This is a genomic window from Thioprofundum lithotrophicum (assembly GCF_055387065.1).
Genome location: NZ_AP042379.1, coordinates 336954 through 357734, shown reverse-complemented (window position 1 = coordinate 357734; position 20781 = coordinate 336954). Strand labels below are relative to the sequence as shown.

Here is a 20781-nt window from a genome sequence, read left to right as displayed (position 1 = left end):
TCCGCTTTATTGCAGGCTGGTGAATTGTGAACCGCATCACAAGCTGCGCGCTGATACCCTGATAGCCTTTTCAAGGTTCCCGTACCAGGGAGTTGAAGTAAAATCCAGGTCAAGGCCAGGGACCGGCGAAACCCGCGGATACCCGTGGCCGGAATTTCATGGAGGAAGACCACGATGACTGAAACCGCCGTCAATCCGGCCTACGAACGCATCCACCGGGGACAGTGCCGGGAAGTCCCCCTCGGCGCCGGCACGCAGAAAGGCCGCAACCGGGAGCTGGTCATGCCCTCCAGCGGCACCGGCAAGGTCTTCCTCAAGTACAAGGACACCCGTTTCACCTGGTACAACCTCCCGCTGGGCAAGGCCGCCACGCGAGGCCGGGACGAAACCCCCACGCCCGAGAAGAACGTCCTCGTGCCCGTCCTGCCGCGGGTCTATACCACCCCCGATCTCGACCCGGCCTGCTGCGCCGTGCCCCGCGCCCCCGGCTGGCTCTACATCTTCAAGGGCGGCTACCTTTGGCGCGAACTCGAAGTGCTGCCTCAGGGCTGGTTCCGTGACGTCAACCTGCACGAATACGCCGGCAAGGACGTGCGCCCCGCTACCGTCGAGAAGGACGACCGGATCCTCCTCCCCTACCGCCTCGACGACGAAGACCAGGACATTCGCATGGCCTATGCCGACGTGCAATGGTCCTGGGCCCGGATCAACATGCTCGGCGGCATGGACCCGGACGACTTCCGCCTCCATCCCGACCACCTGCCGCCCATGCCGGAAGATCAGGGCTACACGCAGGCGCAGATCGCCGAACAGCGGGAAGCCCGCCTCCAGCAGATCGACCTCTCCGGCTTCGACGCCGGCTTTCCCGTCCAGCCCCCGGAAGGCCGCAAGGCCCGTGTCGAGAACGTCGAACACGCCAACGACGAACTGATCCACATCCGCCTGCACCGCAAGGCCAACATCCCCGTGGTCTATCTGCACGACCCGCTCGGGATCATGTTGCACAATCTCGAGGCCTATCGCCGCAAGGAAGCCGAGCTGCTCGCGGAAGTCGAAAAGGCCAGGGCCCACGAGCACTACCGCAGTGCGGTGCTCACCTGGCAGACCTTCTTCAACGAAGAGCTGTGGGAAAAGGCCAAACGCCGCAAGCGCCAGCGGGGGCCGACGCATTATGTGGACAACAGCGACGAGGCCGACGCTCTGCGCAAGGCCGCCCGCGAGATGGACAGGGAACTCCTGAAGGACATCCTGCGCGTCGAACCGCGCCGGCAATTGCGCCGTGCCCTGCGGAAGCTGAAGCAACGGCATTTCGACTGGCTGGAAGGCCGTGTCACGCAGGAAGGGCAAAATGCCGGGGACACGCAGGAACGATCGGTAGCCGACCTCGCGCCCGATCACGTCACCTTCGAAGCCGCGCTGCTGGACTACGCCAGCCTGCCCCGGGACGGCTACATCCAGCTCTGGGCCACCATGAACCTCGCCCTCCTGTACGCCAACCACGACCCGGCGGCCCTGGATGCGGGCCTCGATCTGGATCGCGACCGCGAAAAAACGGCAGCGGACAGCGATCCGGGCCGGCGATATCTGGAACGCCTCTGCCAGCCCGGCCACCCATTGCATGCCATGCTCTTCCCCGGCCGCGACCAGGTGGACGAGACGAGCCCCGAACCGCCGGCTTTCAACGCGCACATGGCGGACGAGCCGCCGTCGTCCGATGGCCGCTTCCGCCCCGCCGCCTTCGCCGGCGCCCTGGCTGCCGATGCCCTGCGCAAGACCGACCTGGCCATGGCGCTGGCGAAGGAAGCCGACAAGATCGTGGCCAGCTTCCTCCTGCAGTTCCAGCGGCAGTGGCAGGCGGCCAGGGGTGAGGCGAAAACCGTCATGCAGGAAGGGTTCGTGCGCCTGGCGAAAGCCACCAATCATCCCGAACTGCGGGGGATGCACCTGATCACGCCGGGCGCGGATCTGAAGGGCAAGGTGATCATCGACGGCGAGCTGCGGATCCGGGCCAGGCTCGAACAGTCACAGATCCGCGAGCACTTCAGGGCGGCGGTCAGGGAACCGGGCAAGGATCGCGTCAACGTCGTCGACCCCCGCACCGGCAAGGCCGTGTTCAGCCAGGCCATCACCGACGTCGTCGACCTCAGGGGCATGCCGTTGCCGGTGGACGGGGAAACCTGGTCCGGCCTGTTTCGGGAAGTGGACGCCGACGGCGTGGCCCGTGCCCGCGGCCGCTTCGTGGTGGTGGACGACATCTCGCCCTATGCGCTCAAGTACCATCGCCCCTCTGCCGCGACGGCGAAGGAAGTGGGCACGGTGGTGGAAGGGATGAAGGCCGCAGGAAAGGTATTGCCGCCCCTGGTGGCGGTGGTGGAGATGTTCAATGTGCATGAGATGCATGATTGGTATAGAAGAAAAAAGGATGCAAAAAGTACTCTGTCACTTGCGCTCGCTAGTATTGCACTGCTGTACGTTGTCGTGGATACACCACTGAAAGTCGCCGGTCTTGAGCAAGGCGCGAAATTCTGGGCGGAAATCATGCCGCGGGAACGGTGGCGCAAGCCAACGGAAAAATTCCTCACCTCAAAAATTGCAATAGAAACGGAAAGAGGACGGTTGGAATTCCGCACGGTCGGCACCATCGGCGCTGGCGTGAGCCTCGCCGGCGCGGTGATGGCCGGCTGGGATGCCTTCGACAGTCTGGCCGCGGGCGATGGGGATGCTGCGGCCGCCTACGGCGTTCAGACCCTGGCAGGGCTGGCCCTGGCGCTGTGCGATCTGGGCGCGGCCTCCACGGCCACGAGTGGATTGCTCGCCGGCTTCGGCCCCTGGGGCTGGGCGGCGCTGGCAGTGTTCCTCGCCGCCGGCCTCGTGGCCAACCTGCTGAAGGACACGCCGGTGGAAAAATGGGGCAAGCATGGGCCTTTCGCCAGGGATCCGGCCGCGCGTGGCACCTATGAATACAGCCGCCCCGTGCGGGACGAAAACGGTGACCACGTGCACGAAGGCACGGGTCGCAACCGCCGCCTCGTGCGCGAGCCCCTGCCGCCGGAAAAGATGTACGAGGCCCTGATGAGCCTCCTCATGCGCCCGGGGATCACGATTCGGCTCGACCGCTCTACCGTGCTGGCGACGATCCTGGTGGACGTGATCGCCCCCGGCTTCGAGCCGGGGCGCAGCAGCCTCAACGTGCTGGCCACGGGTGAGACGGCCTACCGGATGAGCCCGCAGGAGCGGGCCATGGCCCTTCGCAATGGCCATGCCAACATCGCCGCCATGGAGCGGTTCACCTCCAGCGGCGTGCAACAGCCGCTGCAACTGCGGGAATGGCAGCCCCTGCCGGGGGAGGACGGCGTCAGCCAGATCGGGATCCGCTACCGTTACGCCCTGCCGCCGCTGGGCGGTCAGGGCGAGTACCGCATCACCGTTCGCGCCCGGGGCCGGCACGTCACCGCCGATCAGCTCATCATCCCCACCCTGCCGGGCGAGGAAGCGGCCCGGCCGGCCGAGCCCGACCGGGTCGACCCGGCTGTCCCCGGCTGGGTCTACGCCGAACAGCAGGTGAAGCCCGCATGAAGACCGTCACCTATGCCCCCACGGCCTGGGACAGCACCCGTCCCCGGGACCTGCCGCCGCTGGACGAGACGCGCCTGAGCGCCACCGAGCGGGCCATCCGCCGCTGGCCCCTGCAGGGCAAGGGCGTGCAGTGCCGGGAGTTCCTGCCTGGTACCTTCGCCCATGACGGCGTCGATCAACTGCGCGAGATGGATGAGGAAGAAATTACGCAGATACTGGAAGAGAACCTTGAAAAAGGTGATGCATTGACAATCGAGTGGGGCTCCCTGCGCAATCCCGTCCTCGTTCTCAATGCGATAGGAAAGGTGGCGATTTTCTTCGGTGTTGGTGGTGGATTCAGCGGAATCATCTTGGCACTTCTAAGTCGTGATACAACTGATTTTTTATTATGGCTTATTCAGTTTTGGGTAATACCATTTTTAATTATTTACTATCTGTGCAAAACCGCGGTCGCCCGCGGCTGGGTGAAGCACAAGCACAACACGGTGTTCGAGCGCATCACGGGCATGGTGGAGTTCACCGTCAAGGGCCGGCGGCAGCGCCTGCCTTTCGACGAGTTCGACCCGTACATCTCGGAAGGGGTGAGCCGCAGCGGCTATGCTCACTATTACCTGCGCCTGGTGCACCGCTATTCGCCGGTGCAGGTGACCAATCCGTATGCCATGGACGAGCCGTGGGAGGTAGAGGGCTACTGGGAAACCTTGCAGCAGTCCATGGATGTCTCGAAGCCCTTGCCGGACATTCCCATCTGGGAGCTGGCGAGGGATATCGACCCGACCACCGTGGAATACGACCGGCGCATGGGCCGGCCGGCGCGGTTCTGGAAGCATCAGGACCCGGAAGAGGTGCGGTCCTGGTCGTCCGCCTCCCGCGAAGCGCTGAGCAAATATCCCTGGGGCCTGACCCGGGAGGAAGCGCTGGCGGTGGGCTGGAGGCCCTCGGGATACGGCGAGGGCGAGGCCATCTGGGCCAGGGGGAAACGTCAGGAAACGCAGTCCGACCGGACGACGCCCGATGTCGATGTAGCATGAACGGCCCGCTCTCACCGGCCGGAGCCGGCCGAACAGCAGGTGAGACCCGCATGAAGACCGTCACCTACGCCCCCATGGCCTGGGACAGCACCCGCCCCCGGGACCTGCCGCCGGTGGCGAAAGCGTTTGCTCGACCACACCCTCAGCGATCCCGAGCCGCTCGAATCCACCCCGCTGCGCTGCGAATACGCCTTTGGTGGCCGTGACCCCGGTTGGACCCACAGCTTCAACACCACTATGCCCCAGCAGTAGCTTAGGCATTATGAATGGTGGCGTAGCTGTACTATGTGAATGTCCAGGATTACTTGACCAGTACACGAAGACAACTCAAAACGATTTTTTGCAAAAAGACAGGAGATATGGAACGATGGGGTTACTTTCACGTGCAACCTTCGCCGTCACAGGGTATGCCAACCTCAAGAAATCGCAACGAGAGGCGCTGGCTGAAGCCCTCTGTGCCCTTTTCCCGGAGCATGAGCTTGAAGTTTCCTGGCGGGATGGGTTCCGGGATGTCTCGCAGGCGGAAAAGTCAGCCACTCTTCGGTGTTTGTCCGGCGGGAAACCGGTCATACAGATTGGCGCGAAGGGCGGATTCATCGATCTCGAAAAACTGCCCACCGAAAAGCTGGGCGACGTACTCGCTCTTGTTGAGCGACACGGGTTGAAGGCAGGGGGCGGAGATGATGAAGGTCCGGATTCATTGTTGCTGATTGCGGTGATTTTTGCGTTGTCTCTGGTCGCCGTGTTCGTGGTTTACCTCTATCCGGCCATCGAGTATCGCAACGAGACTCTCGCCAATGCCACTGCGGTTTTTCTGATTCTGACGATGTTGGGCGGATTGCTTCTGGTGACAACGGCAGGGCGTTTCGATGAACTTTCGCTCACACGGGCGAGATCGGCAATGGTGATGTTCTTGCCCGGTTTTCTGGCGCTCGCGCCTTGGTCGGTGTTGTTGATTCCCTTGTTGCGTCTACGCCTGCATTGGAATTTCGTGCGTACGACGGCTGCATCCCGAAGCTCTGCCGAGTCGTGACCGGGATTGGGTTTTCTGCTTGTTGAATGCCGGCTCCGCTGCGCTTGAGCCGGCCTGCCCCTGGGCGAATCCCTTCTCGCTGCCGACGGACTTCGGCTCAGATCCAGATCAGGTAACCCATCTCGAACGGGTGCGCCAGCAGGCGGTGGTGGGGGTAGAGGCGCAGGCGGTAGGTCTTGAGGCCGCATTCGTCCGGTTGCAGGTCGAGGGTGAAGATGTGGCTCTTGCCGTCCTGCTCCGCGTGCTGCAGGGGATAGACGGCCTCGGGGTGGAAGGTGCCGTGGGCGTCGGTATGGCCGAGCACGCATTCCACGGTGACGTCGTCGGGGGCCAGGCCGTCCAGATAGGCGCGCACCCGGACCGGCAGGGCGGTGCCGTACTGCAGCCAGGGACGGGCTTCGTCGAGCCGTTCGGCATGGACCTTGTCCCAGTGCTGGCGGATCTTCTCCTTCCAGCGGGCCAGTTCAGCGGCTTCCTGCCGCTCGCGGGCCTGCAGGCGCACGCAGTGGTTGCGGGCCGCGGCGTAGAACTTCTGCACGTAGTCGCTGACCATGCGCATGGAATTGAACTGGGGGATGCAGGACTTCATCGCTTCCCGCGACATGCGCACCCACTGGCGTGAATAGCCGTGCTGATCCCGGTGGTAGAAGGTGGGGATCACCTCGTGCTCGATGAGGTCGAGCATGTCGGTGGCTTCCTGGGCGTCGCGGAAGGCCGGGTCGAAGTCGGGGCTGTGGGGCGCGATGGCCCAGCCGTTCTTGCCGTTGTAGCCCTCGCCCCACCAGCCGTCCAGCACGCTCAGGTTGAGCACGCCGTTGATGGCGGCCTTCTCGCCCGAGGTGCCGCTGGCTTCCATGGGGTATTCGGGGGTGTTGAGCCACACGTCCACGCCGGTGACCAGCTTGCGGGCCAGGGCCATGTCGTAGCCTTCCAGCAGGATGATCTTGCCGATGAACTCGGGCTGCATGGAGTAGTGGTGAATGGTGCGGATCAGCTCCTGGCCCGGATGGTCGTTGGGGTGGGCCTTGCCGGCGAAGATGATCACCACCGGCCGGTCCGGATCGCCCAGCAGGCGCCGGAGGCGGTCGGGATCGGCGAAGATCAGGGTGGCGCGCTTGTAGGTGGCGAAGCGGCGGGCGAAGCCCATCACCAGCAGATCCGATTCGGTCTCGCCGATGAAGCGGGTGGCGCGGCGGATGGTGGCTTCACTGGCTCCTTCCCGCTGCAGGCGTTCGCGGGTGCGCCGGGTCACGTCCTCGAGCATCTGGGTCTTGAGTTCCTGGCGCAGCGACCAGAAGCGGTGATCGGGGATCTCGTCCAGGCGCTGCCAGAAGTCGGGGTCGAGCATGTGGTTGCGCCATTCGGGAAAGCGCATGTCGAACAGGTTGATCCACTCCCGGGCCAGGAAGGTGGGCACGTGTACGCCGTTGGTGACGTGGGAGATGGGGTTTTCTTCCGGCGGGATCTGGGGCCACACGTAGCCTTCCATGCGCGAGGCCACGCCGCCGTGGATCCGGCTCACGCCGTTGTGGAAGCGCGAGCCGCGCAGCGCCAGGGTGGTCATGTTGAAGCCGCCATGATTTTCGGGCGTGGCACCGAGCTGCAGGAACTCCTCGAAGGGGATGCCGAGTCCGGCGACGAAGTCGCTGAAGTATTCGGTCATCAGATCCAGGTGGAAGATGTCGTGCCCGGCGGCCACCGGGGTGTGGGTGGTGAACACGGTCCCGGCGGCCACCAGCTCCAGGGCGGTGGCGAAGTCGTGGCCCTGTGCCACGAACTCGCGGCAGCGTTCCAGCACCAGGAAGGCGGCATGGCCCTCGTTAATGTGATACACGGTGGGCGCGAGGCCCAGGGCGCGCAGGGCGCGCATGCCGCCGATCCCCAGCACGATCTCCTGCTGGATGCGGGTGGTCTTGTCGCCGCCGTAGAGCTGGAAGGTGATGGCCCGGTCGGCTTCCGAGTTCTCGGGCAGATCGCTGTCCAGCAGATAGAGGCGGATGTGGCCGGCCTTGGCTTCCCACACCCGCAACAGCACCCGCCGGCCCGGCAGATCCACGTGCACCCGAAGTTCCTCGCCCTGGGCGTCGCGCGCCGGCGCCAGCGGCAGGGCGTCGAAGTCGGTCGGCGTGTAGTGGGCATGCTGCTGGCCGTTGCCGTCGATGGTCTGGGTGAAGTAGCCCTGGCGGTAGAGCAGGCCCACGCCGACGAAGGGCAGCCCCAGATCCGAGGCGGCCTTGCAGTGATCGCCGGCGAGGATGCCGAGGCCGCCCGAATAGATGGGGAAGCTCTCGTGCAGGCCGTATTCGGCGCAGAAGTAGGCCACCAGATCCGTTTCGCGGTCGAAGTGTTCCTCGACCCGGGGATGGGACGACTGCTTGAGGTAGGCGTGATAGGCCGAGACGATGCGCGAGTATTCCTGCAGGAACAGGTTGTTTTCGGCGGCGGCGTCCAGGCGCGCCTGGCGGATCCGGCGCAGGAACACCTTGGGGCTGTGGCCGCATTCGCGCCACAGATCCCGGTCGAGGCTGTGGAACAGGCCGCGCACGTGGCGATCCCAGCTGTAGTAGAGATCGTTGGCCAGGGTCTCCAGTTCGCGGAGCGCCTCCGGAATCACGGGACGGACTTCGAGTTGATAGCTGTTCTCGCTCATGGCTTGTTGGTTTCCAGGGGTTGGCTAGATGGAAGTTCCAAGTACCGGATCGCTTGGCAGGCTGTCGAAAAACGACATTTTTCAACAGCCTGTTAATCGTCTCACACTGGTTTTACCTCCCGTCTGTAGGGCGGCTCAAGCGCAGCGGAGCCGCCATCTCGGGATGACACGATTTTTGCCGGCTCCGCTACGCTCGAGCCGGCCTGCACCCATCCCACACCGGTGCCGTTTGTGTCAGCACAATTTTGAGACGTTTAATATGTGCACGATCAGGTGATCACGTCCGGCGCGCTGCGGCCGGTCAGGGCTTCCACCTGCAGGATCTCGCCGGCCGCGTGGATCAGCGGCGCCAGGTAGTCGTTGGCGTCGGCGTCGTGGCGGGCGATGTCCGGTTCGTATTGTTCCAGGTAGAGGCGCAGGGTGGCGCCTTCGGTGCCGGTGCCCGACAGGCGCACCACCAGGCGTGCCTCCTGGTGGAACAGGATGCGCAGGCCCTGGTGTTCGCTGACGCTGCCATCCACGGGATCGGTATAGGCGAATTCGTTGGCGCTTGCCACCGTGAAGTCGCCGAAGCGCCGGCCGGGCAGGGTGCCGAGACGGTCGCGCAGCCGGTCCACCAGCTGCCGGGCCACGTCCGGATCGAGCGCCTCGTAATCGTGGCGGGTGTAGAAGTCGCGGCCGAAGCGGGTCCAGTGTTCGCGCACGATCTCTTCCACCGACTGCTGGCGTTCGGCCACCAGGTTCAGCCAGCAGAGCACGGCCCACAGGCCGTCCTTCTCGCGCACGTGATCGGAGCCGGTGCCGAAACTCTCCTCGCCGCAGAGGTTGATCCGGCCGGCATCGAGCAGGTTGCCGAAGAACTTCCAGCCGGTGGGGGTTTCGTAACAGTCCACGCCCAGGGCCGCGGCCACCCGGTCCACCGCGCGGCTGGTGGGCAGCGAGCGGGCCACGCCCTTGAGGCCCGTGCGGTAGCCGGGCAGGCGATGGAGGTTGGCGGCCAGCACCGCCAGACTGTCGCTGGGGGTAACGAAGAAACCGCAGCCGAGGATCATGTTGCGATCCCCGTCGCCGTCGGAGGCGGCGCCGAAGTCGGGACAGCGGGGCGCCGGCTGGAACAGTTTCTCCACCAGCACCCGGGCGTGCACCAGATTGGGATCGGGATGCCCGCCGCCGAAGTCGGGCAGCGGCGTGCCGTGGATCACCGTGTCGGCCGGGGCGCCCAGCCGGTGTTCGAGGATCTCGATGGCATAGGGCCCGGTGACTGCATGCATGGCGTCATAGACCATGCGAAAGGCGCCGGTGTCGAACAGGGAGCGGATGCGGGGAAAATCGAGCAGGGTTTCCATCAGTGCCGCGTAGTCGGCCACCGGATCGATGATGGTCACGGTCATCTCGCCGAGCGTGTGTTCGCCCGGGTGATCCAGGGGCACCTCGCCGCTTTCGAGAATGCGGTAGGCGGTGATTTCGCGGGTGCGGGCATAGACGGCCTCGGTGAAGGCTTCCGGTGCCGGCCCGCCGTTGTCGATGTTGAACTTGATGCCGAAGTCCCCGTCGGGGCCGCCCGGATTGTGGCTGGCCGAGAGAATGATCCCGCCCTGGGTGCGGTGGCGGCGAATCAGGTTGGAGACGGCCGGCGTGGAGAGCAGCCCCCCGGCGCCGAGCAGGATCCGCCCGATGCCGTTGGCCGCCGCCATGCGCAGGATCACGCCGATGGCTTCGCGGTTGTAATGGCGGCCATCGCCGCCCAGAACCAGGGTGGCGCCTTCGCGCTGCGGCAGGCAGTCGAACAGGGCCTGGACGAAGTTCTCCAGATAGTGCGGGGTCTGGAAGCGACGCACCTTCTTGCGCAGCCCGGAAGTGCCGGGACGCTGATCCGCGAAGGGCGTGGTGGCGACGGTCAGGATATCCATGGCATGTGCCGGCAAGCGGCTCCCGTTCGGCAGGAACCGGATTATAGCACGCCCCCCGAGGCGCCCCTGTCTGACGGGACAAATGGTAGCATGTGGCGGAACCGCCCAACCGCCAGGGAGAATGTCTCATGTCTGAACCGGAAGTCCGCTTCGTTGCCCTGCAGCAGGCCCACCTGCCCCCACCCCTGGAACGCGCCCTGGAGACGGAGCGGCAACGCTGGGTCCGGGAACAGCGGGTGGCGCGGCTGTGGCGCAAGGAGGCGACGCTGTGGACCGGCCAGGACGAGGACCGCTGGCTGGACTGGCTCGACATCGTCGCCGACGAGCTGGCCAGCGTGGACGAGCTGCAGGGTTTCACGGCCCTGGTGAAGACGGGGGGCTACCGGGATGTGGTGCTGCTGGGCATGGGCGGCTCGAGCATGGGGCCGGAAGTGCTGCATGGCGTGTTCGGCAGCCGGGAAGGCCTGCCGCCCCTGCGGGTGGTCGATTCCACCGATCCCGATCAGATTGGCCAGACCGAGGCGGCACTGGATCTGGCCCGCACCCTGTTCATCGTGGCCAGCAAGTCGGGCAGCACCCTGGAGCCCAACCTGCTCAAGGATTACTTCCATGCCCGCATGGTGGAGACCGTGGGCGAGGACCGGGCCGGTCAACACTTCGTGGCCATCACCGATCCCGGCTCGCAGCTGGAGCTAAGCGCCGAGCGCGAAGGCTTTCGCGCCGTCTATTTCGGCCGCCCGCAGATCGGCGGACGTTACTCGGTGCTGTCCCATTTCGGCATGATTCCGGCGGCCGGCCTGGGGGTGGAGGTGGGCCGCTTCCTGGAGCGGACCGCGCTGATGGTGGATGCCTGCCGGCCCGACGTGCCGGCTGCCGAGAATCCGGGGCTGTGGCTGGGGCTGATCCTCGGCACGGCCCATGCCCTGGGGCACGACAAGCTGACCCTCACCGCCTCGCCGACCCTGGCCGGGATCGGGGCCTGGATCGAACAGCTCATTGCCGAGTCCACCGGCAAGCAGGGCAAGGCCATCATCCCCCTCTATGCGGAGCGCCTCGGCGAGCCCGAGGTCTATGGCGAGGACCGGCTGTTCGTGCACCTGGGCCTGCGCGACGAGCCCGACGACGGGCAGCAGGCCGCCCTCGACCGCCTGGCGGCCGCCGGCCATCCGGTGGTGCGCCTGACCGTGCCCGATCGCGACGCCCTGGGCCAGGAGTTCTTCCGCTGGGAATTCGCCACGGCGGTGGCCGGGGCGGTGATGGGGATCCATCCCTTCGATCAGCCCGACGTGGAGGCCAGCAAGATCGCCACGCGGGAGCTGGCCGAGACCTACGAGCGGGAAGGGGTCCTGCCGGCGACGGCGCCCCTGGCCGGCACGGGTGCGATTCGCCTGTATGCCGATCCCGCCAATGCCGGGGCGCTGCGCGAGACGGCAACCGATCCGGACGATGTGGCCGCCCTGCTGAGGGCGCATCTCGACCGGCTGGGGCCCGGCGACTATTTCGCCCTGCTGGCCTACCTGAATCGCCTCGATCCCGCCATCGAGGCCTCCCTGCAGGCCATTCGCCACGCGGTGCGGGCGCGTCACCGCGTGGCCACCTGTCTCGGCTTCGGCCCCCGTTTCCTCCATTCCACCGGCCAGGCCTACAAGGGCGGGCCGAACACCGGCGTGTTCCTGCAAATCACCGCCGATCCGCTGCAGGATCGGCCAGTGCCAGGCCACCGCTACAGCTTCGGCGTCATCGAGTCGGCCCAGGCACTGGGCGATCTGCGGGTGCTGGAAGCGCGGGGCCGGCGGGTTCTGCGCGTTCATCTCGACGATCCCCGCGATGGCCTTGCGCAATTAGCCCGGATATTGCACCAAGTCGAGGACGGGCGGACGAACAAGTCTTTGAGTGATAAAGATTTGTTGATGCCTTGAGACGATTTCTCCAAGGTCATTCTTCCCGCCCGTCCTCTGCGCCGGCCCTTGCGGCTTTGGTGGCAGACCTTCCCTGGTCTGCCCCCCTGCGGGCGCGCTTTGCGCGACCCGTTTCGTTCCAGACGAAACGGTCGCTCGCGCTCACTTGCGCTTCACGAAAGCCGTAGCCATGGCTACGCCTTTCGCTCCAGCGCGGTGCGAGCGCGGCTGCAAAGACCGCAATCATCCGGCGCCTTGGTGCAATATCCGGGCTAGAGGCGATCCTGGCGTCTTCCTGATTTGTCAGGCCCGTAACCGGGGCCGGGAAGCCGGTTGCCGGCATCTGCCGACGCTTTTTCCAGTCACCCGCTACCACTTTATCGCGGCTTGCGCCGCTCCTGCAGGGTACCTTTCCTGCAGGGTGCCTCTGTCGTCAGGGGAGCTGGATCTTGCCGCCGGTGTCCTGCCCCGGCACCACGATGGAGCTGGCGGCTTCGCGCTGCATCTGGCGGGCTTCCTCGATGGTGCGTTCGATGGCCTTTTCCGCCTCGGTGGCGAAGCCGGCCACGGCCTCGGCCAGGGAGGTGGCCGGGATCTCGAAGCTCAGGGGAATGGCGCCCATGGGGGTCATGATCTGGGCCTGCCCGATGTACTGCACGGCGCGGCTGTCGTCGGCTTCGCCCTCGGCGGTGATCGGGGTCAGACGGGTGAGGGTGCCCACCTTCTGATCGGTGAAGGTCTCCTGCAGATAGAGGTTGTCGGCATCCATGGCCAGATCGGCCATGTTCGGGGAATCGGTCATGGGAAGGTCCTCGCTGGGTTCATCCCCGCACTATAGCAGGTGGCGGGTGGCGGGTGGCAGGTGGCGGGGGAAAGCGTTGCCGTTTTCGCCATGGCGATTCCGGGCCGGAACACGGTATTCATCCCGGGCTTCTCATCACTCGCCCCTTTCAGCCTGCCGCCGGTCCACTTCCTCGGCGAGCCGTTGCAGGGCGGGGGCGATGGCCACTTCCGGGGCCGGGGCCGGGTCCAGGCCCCGCAGGGGTTCGGGCAGGGTGGCCAGTTCGGCATCGAGGCGTGCCCGGATCGTCTGCAGGTTTTCTGCCGACGCGAGGCGCCGGCCGCCCTCCATCACCGGCACCAGCAGGGGCTTGCCGGGCTGCGGGTCGTCGATCACGCTCAGGATGTCCCGGTGCAGCCGGCCCGCGTCGTCGTACTGGCGGAACACCTGCTTGCGGCCCGGCCAAGTGGCCTTGCCGGTGGAGCGCTTGCGGCGGGGCAGGCCGGCGTACTCCTGCAGCTTGTAGGCGCAATCCAGAGAGGGGGCGTCGCTCGAGGTGTCGAGACGGGTGCCGATCCCGAAGCCGTCGATGGGGGCGCCGGCGGCGAGCAGATCACGCACCCGGTATTCGTCGAGGTTGCCGGAGCAGAAGATGCCGATCTCCGGATGGCCGGCCGCATCGAGGATCTGCCGCACCCGTTTCGACAGATCCACCAGATCCCCCGAGTCGATGCGCACGGCCTTGACCGGGCGGCCCTCGGCCTTCAGCCGGTCGGCCAGGGCGGCCACCTTGCGGGCGGCAGCGAGGGTGTCGTAGGTGTCGATGAGCAGGACCACGTTGTCCGGCTGGGAGGCGGCGAAGTGTTCGAAGGCGGTCTGCTCGCTGTCGTGGGCCTGGACGAAGGAGTGGGCCATGGTGCCGAAGGCCGGCACCCCGTAGAGGGTTTCGGCGAGCACCGTGGAAGAGCCGGCGAAGCCCGCGAGATACGCGGCGCGGGCCGCGAACAGGCCGGCTTCGGCGCCGTGGGCGCGGCGCATGCCGAAGTCCACCAGCAGCTTGCCGGGGGCGGCCAGGCGCGAGCGCACCGCCTTGCTGGCCAGCAGGATCTGCAGGTGCAGGAGGTTGATCAGGCGGCTCTCCACCAGTTGCGCCTGGGGCAGGGGCGCGATCACCCGCAGCACCGGTTCGTTGGCGAAGAACACGCTGCCCTCGGGCAGGGCCTGCACGTCGCCGGTGAAGCGCAGGTCGGCCAGATAGGCGAGCAGGCGCTCGTTGAAGCGGCCGGTGCCGCGCAGCCAGTCGATCTCCTCGGCCGTGAAGCGCAGGTTTTCGAGAAAGTCCAGGGCCTGTTCCAGCCCCGCCGCCACCAGGAAGTTGCGCCCCTCGGGCAGCCGGCGCACGAACAGCTCGAACACGGCCGTGTCCGTCATGCCCTGATCCACATAGCCCTGGAGCATGGTGAGCTGGTAGAGATCGGTGAGCAGGGGGCTGGTGAGGGGATCCGGCGCAGGTTTCATGGCGACTCCAGATCGGCCAGGGTGACGGGCACGGCGCCGGCGGCGGTCATCTTCGCGATGGCTCGCTCGCCGTCACCGGGTTTGACGTTCACGGCCCGGATGGCGTCTTCGAGCAAAAAGACCGAAAAGCCTTCATCCAGGGCGTCCAGCACCGTGTTCAGGACACAGTAATCGGTGGCGAGCCCGCCGATGAACAGGCGCCGCACGCCCGCTTCGCGCAGGCGTTGCGCCAGATCGGTGCCCTGGAATCCGGAGTAGGCCTCCTCGTCGGGTCGGGTGGCCTTGGAGACGATCCAGACATTCTCGGGCAGGCGCAGGGCCGGGGCGAATTCGGCGCCCGGCGTGCCGGCCACGCAGTGGGCCGGCCACGGCCCGCCCCGGGCCTGGAAGGAACAGTGATCGGCGGGATGCCAGTCACGGGTGGCGACGATGGGCAGGCGCCGTTGCGCGAAGCGTTCGATCCAGGCATTGAGGGGGGCGATGACGGCGTCGCCCTCCGGCACGGCCAGGCGTCCGCCGGGCAGGAAGTCGTTCTGCACGTCGACGAGGATCAGGGCGTCCCCGTCCTGCAAGCGGAGGGGTTCCGGTTTCGTCATGGTTTTGCGTCCGCGGGCCGGTTTTTCTGCATCCTATCCGGATAATGGGGCGCGGGCGAGCCGAATCAAGCGCCGGGTTCGCGCCGGCGCGGCGGGTATCCGGTATAATCCGCCGAAACGGACCCCGCCATGCACCATCTCCACAACCGCACGGTCCTTTCCTGGGCCCTGTACGACTGGGCCAACTCCGCCTTCGCCACGGCCGTGCTGGCCGGCTTCTTTCCCATCTTCTTCAAGAGCTGGTGGAGTACGGATCTGCCGGCCACCGAGAGCACCTTCCAGCTCGGCCTGGCCAATTCGCTGGCCAGCACCGTGATCGTGCTCCTGGCGCCGGTGCTGGGGGCGATCGCCGACGTGGGGGGGCTGCGCAAGCGGCTGCTGCTGCTGTTCGCGGCCCTGGGCATCGTGATGACCGCCGGCCTCTATTTCGTGGGCCAGGGCGAGCGCCTCTGGGCGCTCGGCTGTTTCGTGCTGGCCAGCATCGGCTTCTCGGGCAGCGTGGTGTTCTATGATGCGCTGATCGTCTCGGTGACCGACGAGCGGCATTACGACATCGCCTCGGCCTGGGGCTATGCGCTGGGTTACCTGGGCGGCGGGCTGCTGTTCGCCGGCACCGTGGTCATGACCCTGTGGCCGGAGGCCTTCGGCCTGGCCAGCCAGGTCGAGGCGGTACGGCTTGCCTTTCTGGCGGTGGCCGCCTGGTGGCTGCTCTTCTCCCTGCCGCTGATGCTGTGGGTGCCGGAGCCGCCCGGCCAGGGGGGCGTGCGGCCCGGTGCGGCGGTGCTCGGCGGTTTCCGGCAACTGGCCCGGACCTTTCGCAAGGTGCGGCGCCTGCGCGTGGTGGGGCTCTTCCTGCTGGCCTACTGGCTGTACATCGACGGCGTGGACACGGTGGTGCGCATGGCCGTGGATTACGGCATGTCGCTCGGTTTTGCTTCCGACAGCCTGATCACGGCGCTGCTCATCACCCAGTTCGTGGGCTTTCCCGCGGCCATCGGGTTTGGCCTGCTCGGCGAGCGCATCGGGCCCAAGCCGGCGATCCTGATCGCCATCGGCGTCTACATCGGCGTCATCGTCTGGGCCTTCTTCATGCAGGCTGTGTGGGAGTTCTACGGTCTGGCGGTGGTGATCGGTCTGGTGCAGGGCGGGGTGCAGTCGCTGAGCCGCTCGCTCTATGCGCGCCTGATTCCGGCCGGCCAATCGGCCGAGTTCTTCGGCTTCTACAACATGCTCGGCAAGTTCGCCGCCATTCTCGGGCCCCTGATCATGGGCATCGTGGGCCTGCTCACCGACAGCACCCGCCTGTCGATTCTGGCGGTGGGCATTCTCTTCGTCGGCGGCGCCCTGCTGCTGATCCGGGTGGACGTGGCTCGCGGCCAGGCCATGGCCCGCGAAATGGAACGCGACTGACTGCCGTTTCCGGCCTTTCTTTCATGCCGATTGCGTGAAACGTGATGGCGTTCACGCGCGGGCATGATCCCTGTCATGGTCATTTCGTGCCAAGGGACTAGACTGAAAGAGGTAATGCCAACGGCATAAATCACCGTTCCGGGTTCATGCACATTTTCGGCTTTTCATCCGGTATCTGACACGCCCTTGAGGCTGGGGGAGACGTTTCGTGACACGCCGTGGATACATCCCTGTAGGCTCGACGGCCGCGGTCGCTCCGGGCGTCCTGCCCTCTCGCGACACTTGTCCATCCTGGACTTCGTCCCTGCGGCCGACGGTCACGAAACCTCTCCCCCAGCCTCAAGGGCTCTGTACTTGTGACGAAGCCGTGTCTTGGATTTCGGAACGGTGATTTGACCATTCATGGAAACGGACTGCAGAAGGAGATTCCGGCAATGACAGCGGCAGCGAAACAGGACCTTCCCCAGATCGGACAGTTTGCCAATCTGACCCTCGAATACCGGCCAGCGGAGGAGACCGTGTGGTATGCCATGCATGCCCGCCCCCGGCCGTGTTTCACCCCCGCCCTGCTGGCGGACATCGCGGCGTTCCAGAATCGGGTGGAGTCGCTGATTCGCACCGGCGCGCTGCCGGTCTCGTATCTGGTGCTGCACTCCCGGGTGCCGGGGGTGTTCAATCTCGGCGGCGATCTGGATCTTTTTCGCCGACACATCGCCGAAGGCGACCGCGCGGGGCTGGCGGCCTATGCCAAGGCCTGCATCGACGTGCTCTACGCCAACGCCATTCATCTGCACCTGCCCGTCACCACCATCTCCCTGGTGCAGGGCAGCGCCCTCGGCGGCGGGTTCGAGGCGGCCCTGTCCAGCTCGGTGCTGATTGCCGAGAAGGGGTGCGAGATGGGCCTGCCGGAGATCCTCTTCAACCTGTTTCCGGGCATGGGCGCCTACAGCCTGCTGTCGCGCAAGCTCGACGCGCGGCGGGCCGAGGCGCTGATCACGGCCGGCCGCCTGTACCGTGCCGAGGAGCTGTTCGAGATGGGCGTGGTGGACGTGCTGGCCGAACCGGGCGAGGGCGAGCAGGCGGTGGCCGAGTACATCCGCCTGCACCGCCGCGCCGCCAACGGCCGGCGGGCGGTGGAGCGGGTGCGGGAATATCTCAACCCCCTCACCTACGAGGAGCTGATCGACATCGCCGAAATCTGGGTGGATGCGGCACTCAACCTGACCTCGCGGGATCTGCGCCTGATGGGCAAGCTGGTGGGCGCCCAGAACCGGCTCGGGGAGGCGGCGCCGGCGGCAAGACAGACGATGGCGGTGGTCTGACCCGGCGATTGCGCCAACAGGCGGTCGAAAAAGCCCAGACATGGGCTTTTTCGACTCGGAAACGGAATACGCGGTTTCCCGTGCCTTCACATTTTCAATGACCGGGTGTCATTGAAAATGGCGATGTGTCCGATTCGCTATTTTCCGAATCCTGTCCGCGCCCGACACCCGGGGCGGCTGCGCAGGAGCACCCGGTAGCCGAAGCGGCCAATCCGTTCCAGGCAGGCGCGCAGGTCGGCGGGCAGGGTTTTCTCGTAGGCCGATTCCATGGCCACCCAGATGGGTTGCGGGCTGCCCAGCAGGTCGCGGAGCCGTTGCGGGTTCTCGACTTCCCGGGCCTTGCCGGCCGAATAGAATTCGGCGGAGAAGGGGCGCGTGTAGAGATAGTAGAGCCGTGCGCTGCCGCCCGGGTCACGCTGCTCGACGGCGCGGATCAGGTATGCCTCGCTGTTGTGGGCGAAGTCGTCGGGGATCGCGTACTTCAGTTTCAGCACCAGCAGGGCCAGGATCAGCAGGGGGACCCCAAGGCTGGCCCGGCCCAGCCAGGTGAGGCTGCGGCGGCGGCAGGGGCCGTCGGGCGCGGCGGGGCGGCACCAGGACGCCACCAGGAGGGCGGTGGCCGGCAGCCCCGGCAGGACGTAGGTGGCCAGGATGTTTCCCGAAAAGGTGAAGAACAGCATGGGCGACAGGGCCCAGCACAGCAGATAGAGCGTCCAGTCCTCGCGCAGCGCCCGCACGGCGCCGCTCCGCTGCCGCCAGAGCAGGGCGCCCAGGCCCGCGACGAGTGCCAGTGAAAGAGGGAAGGCCGCCACCAGCCATTCGATCCAGATCTTGCCCTTGGGACTGGTGTGGGCGTTGCCGTAGAGATCGCCCTGCCAGCCCGGTTCGGTGAAGCGTTTCCAGTGCTCGCCAACGAGGAAGTAGTCGAGGAACCCCGGGGTGGCCCGCTCGGCCAGCACGTACCAGGGCACGGCCAAGGCCAGCATCAGGAGGGTGCCGGAGACGAGGGGGATGTGGTGCCAGAGATCCCGCCAGCGGCCGGTGGCGAGCAGCCACAGGAACAGGGGCAGGCCGGTGAGTACGACGGCCACCGGGCCCTTGGCCATCAGGCCGATGGCCAGACCCACGAACACCAGATAGCCCCAGTGCCGGCCGTCGCCGCGCAGGGCCCGCCAGAAGGCCAGCATGGAGAGGGTGGTGCCGAGGGTCATGAGCGGGTCCATCAGCACCGCGCCGCTCAGGATGTAGAACAGCACGCTGCCGGTGAGCAGCGCGGTGGCCAGCCAGGCCACCGTCTCGCCGCGCTCGCGCCGGCCGAGGCGGAAGGTCAGTGTCAGGATGCCCAGGGCGATGAACCAGGAAGGCAGGCGGGCGGCGAACTCGTTGATGCCGAGGATCTCGAAGCTGATCGCCCGCAGCCAGGTGGAGAGGGGCGGCTTGCCCCAGAAGGGCACGCCGTAGTCGAACTGGGGCGTGAGCCAGTTGCCGGTTTCCACCATCTTGCGCGCCAGCTCGGCATAGCGGGCCTCGGTGGTGTCGATGAGCGGATACAGGCCCAGGGTGGCGAGGCGCAGGCCCAGCGCCACCGCCACCAGCCAGAACCACGGATTGCGCGCCAGGCGGCGCAGGCGGTCAGTCGGCATGCCGGCGGTCGCGGGTGGTGTCGGCGGGGATTTCGGCCTTGAGCAGATACAGGGGCCGGCGCTTGGTTTCCATGAACATGCGGCCGATGTATTCGCCGAGAATGCCGATGGCGATGAGCTGCACGCCGCCCAGGAACAGGATCACCACCATCATGGTGGGATAACCGCGCACCGGCTCGCCGAACAGCAGGGTCTTGACCACGATCCACACCCCGAACAGGAAGGCGCCGCCGGCGGTGAGCATGCCCAGGTAACTGGCCAGCTTGAGGGGGGTGGTGGAGAAGGAGGTGATGCCCTCCAGGGACAGCCGCCACAGGCGCAGATAGTTCCACTTGGTGCTGCCGGCGAAGCGCTCGTCGCGGTCGTAGGGCAGGGCCTTCTGGGCATAGCCGATCCAGGCGAACAGCCCCTTCATGAAGCGGTTTTCCTCGCGCAGGCGGCGCAGGGCCAGCACCGCGCGCCGGTCCAGCAGGCGGAAGTCGCCCACGTTTTCGGGAATCGGGATCTGGCCGAGGCGGCTCATGACCTTGTAGAAGGCGAAGGCGGTGAAGCGCTTGAGCCAGGTTTCGCCGCGCCGCGAACGGCGCTGCATGTAGACCACGTCGTACCCCTTCTGCCATTCGCTGAGCATGTCGGGGATCAGCTCGGGGGGATCCTGCAGATCGGCGTCGATCACCACCACGGCGTCGCCGCAGGCGTAGTCGAGGCCGGCGGTGAGGGCCAGTTCCTTGCCGAAGTTGCGGCTCAGGTCGAGGATGGCGATGCGCGGATCCGCTTCGCGCAGTGCCTGCAGGAGCGCCAGGCTGCCATCGCTGCTGCCGTCGTTCACGTAGACGATCTCGGCGGTCATGGGCAGGGGATCGAGCACCCTGGCCAGCCGGGCGTGGAACTCACGCAGCACGTCCTCTTCGTTGTACACGGGCACCACCACCGACAGCACGTGCTGGCTGTCGAGGGTGCGATCGGCGGTCGTCTCGGTATTCACGCGAAGGTCCAGAGCCGGTTGAGCACGAAGGTCAGCAGGAAGACCACGCCGGTGGCGAGGAGTTGCGCGGGGATCACCGCCAGGCCCAGGCCGTCCAGCCCCCCGGCCAGCACCGCGGCGTTGACGCCCCAGCCCAGGCCCGCCACCGCCCAGAACTTCACGATGGCCTCGCCGTGATGCTTGTCGCTGCGGAAGGTGTAGTAGTAGTTGAGCACGTAGTTGACCAGGGCGCCGGCGATGGCCCCGGCGGTGGAGGCGGCCACCGCCGCGATGCCGAAGACGGCCATGAGCAGGCCCATGAGGGCGTAGTGGGCGGCGGTGCCCACCGCGCCCACCAGGCCGTAGCGGCCGAGTTGCAGAGGCAGGGACATGGCGGCGGGTGGTCTCACGGCGGCAGGCAGGGGTTCGGTGCGCTTCACGATACCGGT

14 protein-coding genes are annotated in these 20781 nt (G+C 66.4%); 6 read left to right on the top strand and 8 right to left on the bottom strand.

The genetic code is table 11. The features are described 5' to 3' along the window. The first annotated feature begins 174 nt into the window (after positions 1 to 174). The 3 genes from ACZ5BH_RS01635 (at position 175) to ACZ5BH_RS01625 (ending at position 5640) form a co-directional block, all read left to right on the top strand. A complete protein-coding gene (locus ACZ5BH_RS01635) occupies positions 175 to 3576 on the top strand; it encodes a hypothetical protein (RefSeq protein WP_464890184.1) in 3402 nt (1133 codons plus the stop codon). Continuing rightward, on the top strand, positions 3573 to 4607 hold the full coding sequence (locus ACZ5BH_RS01630; protein ID WP_464890183.1) for a hypothetical protein: 1035 nt from the start codon (positions 3573 to 3575) through the stop codon (positions 4605 to 4607). Before ACZ5BH_RS01635 ends, ACZ5BH_RS01630 begins: the two co-directional genes overlap by 4 nt. 367 nt (positions 4608 to 4974) lie before the next feature. Continuing rightward, entirely contained in the window at positions 4975 to 5640 is a 666-nt protein-coding gene (locus tag ACZ5BH_RS01625; RefSeq protein ID WP_464890182.1) for a hypothetical protein, read from the top strand. A 97-nt stretch (positions 5641 to 5737) separates the two neighbouring features. Here ACZ5BH_RS01625 and glgP read toward each other — a convergent pair whose 3' ends face one another. Together glgP and ACZ5BH_RS01615 are read right to left on the bottom strand one after the other, a co-directional pair. Further along, entirely contained in the window at positions 5738 to 8290 is a 2553-nt protein-coding gene (glgP, locus tag ACZ5BH_RS01620; RefSeq protein ID WP_464890181.1) for an alpha-glucan family phosphorylase, read from the bottom strand. A gap of 269 nt (positions 8291 to 8559) precedes the next feature. Next, a complete protein-coding gene (locus tag ACZ5BH_RS01615) occupies positions 8560 to 10200 on the bottom strand; it encodes an alpha-D-glucose phosphate-specific phosphoglucomutase (RefSeq protein ID WP_464890180.1) in 1641 nt (546 codons plus the stop codon). Positions 10201 to 10328: 128 nt separating this feature from the next. On the opposite strand from ACZ5BH_RS01615, the gene ACZ5BH_RS01610 reads away from it, so the two are divergent. Beyond that, positions 10329 to 12119 carry a bifunctional transaldolase/phosoglucose isomerase gene (locus ACZ5BH_RS01610; protein WP_464890179.1) on the top strand — a complete coding sequence of 597 codons (1791 nt, stop codon included), beginning with the start codon at positions 10329 to 10331 and terminating at the stop codon, positions 12117 to 12119. 412 nt (positions 12120 to 12531) lie between these two features. Here the strand turns inward: ACZ5BH_RS01610 and ACZ5BH_RS01605 are convergent, their stop codons facing one another. The 3 genes from ACZ5BH_RS01605 to ACZ5BH_RS01595 all read right to left on the bottom strand — a co-directional run bounded on the left by ACZ5BH_RS01605 (position 12532) and on the right by ACZ5BH_RS01595 (position 14993). Beyond that, positions 12532 to 12900: a hypothetical protein gene (locus ACZ5BH_RS01605; RefSeq protein WP_464890178.1), complete on the bottom strand. Its 369-nt coding sequence runs from the start codon at positions 12898 to 12900 to the stop codon at positions 12532 to 12534. A gap of 135 nt (positions 12901 to 13035) precedes the next feature. Beyond that, a complete protein-coding gene (locus ACZ5BH_RS01600; RefSeq protein ID WP_464890177.1) occupies positions 13036 to 14397 on the bottom strand; it encodes a nicotinate phosphoribosyltransferase in 1362 nt (453 codons plus the stop codon). Further along, entirely contained in the window at positions 14394 to 14993 is a 600-nt protein-coding gene (locus ACZ5BH_RS01595; RefSeq protein WP_464890176.1) for a nicotinamidase, read from the bottom strand. The genes ACZ5BH_RS01600 and ACZ5BH_RS01595 overlap by 4 nt, the downstream gene beginning before the upstream one ends. Before the next feature lie 129 nt (positions 14994 to 15122). On the opposite strand from ACZ5BH_RS01595, the gene ACZ5BH_RS01590 reads away from it, so the two are divergent. Then, complete coding sequence (locus ACZ5BH_RS01590; protein WP_464890175.1) at positions 15123 to 16403, top strand: MFS transporter; 1281 nt, start codon at positions 15123 to 15125, stop codon at positions 16401 to 16403. Between the two features lie 434 nt (positions 16404 to 16837). Further along, on the top strand, positions 16838 to 17725 hold the full coding sequence (locus ACZ5BH_RS01585) for a crotonase/enoyl-CoA hydratase family protein (protein WP_464890174.1): 888 nt from the start codon (positions 16838 to 16840) through the stop codon (positions 17723 to 17725). A gap of 137 nt (positions 17726 to 17862) precedes the next feature. Here ACZ5BH_RS01585 and ACZ5BH_RS01580 read toward each other — a convergent pair whose 3' ends face one another. From ACZ5BH_RS01580 to ACZ5BH_RS01570, 3 genes are read right to left on the bottom strand one after another with little or no spacing between them, the layout of a single operon-like run. Next, positions 17863 to 19368 (bottom strand): ArnT family glycosyltransferase, encoded by a 1506-nt coding sequence (locus tag ACZ5BH_RS01580; RefSeq protein WP_464890173.1) that lies wholly within the window; start codon positions 19366 to 19368, stop codon positions 17863 to 17865. After that, positions 19358 to 20353 (bottom strand): glycosyltransferase family 2 protein, encoded by a 996-nt coding sequence (locus tag ACZ5BH_RS01575; protein WP_464890172.1) that lies wholly within the window; start codon positions 20351 to 20353, stop codon positions 19358 to 19360. The genes ACZ5BH_RS01580 and ACZ5BH_RS01575 overlap by 11 nt, the downstream gene beginning before the upstream one ends. Next, positions 20350 to 20772, bottom strand: coding sequence for a GtrA family protein (locus tag ACZ5BH_RS01570; protein WP_464890171.1), 423 nt, complete (start codon positions 20770 to 20772; stop codon positions 20350 to 20352). The genes ACZ5BH_RS01575 and ACZ5BH_RS01570 overlap by 4 nt, the downstream gene beginning before the upstream one ends. Positions 20773 to 20781: the final 9 nt, after the last annotated feature.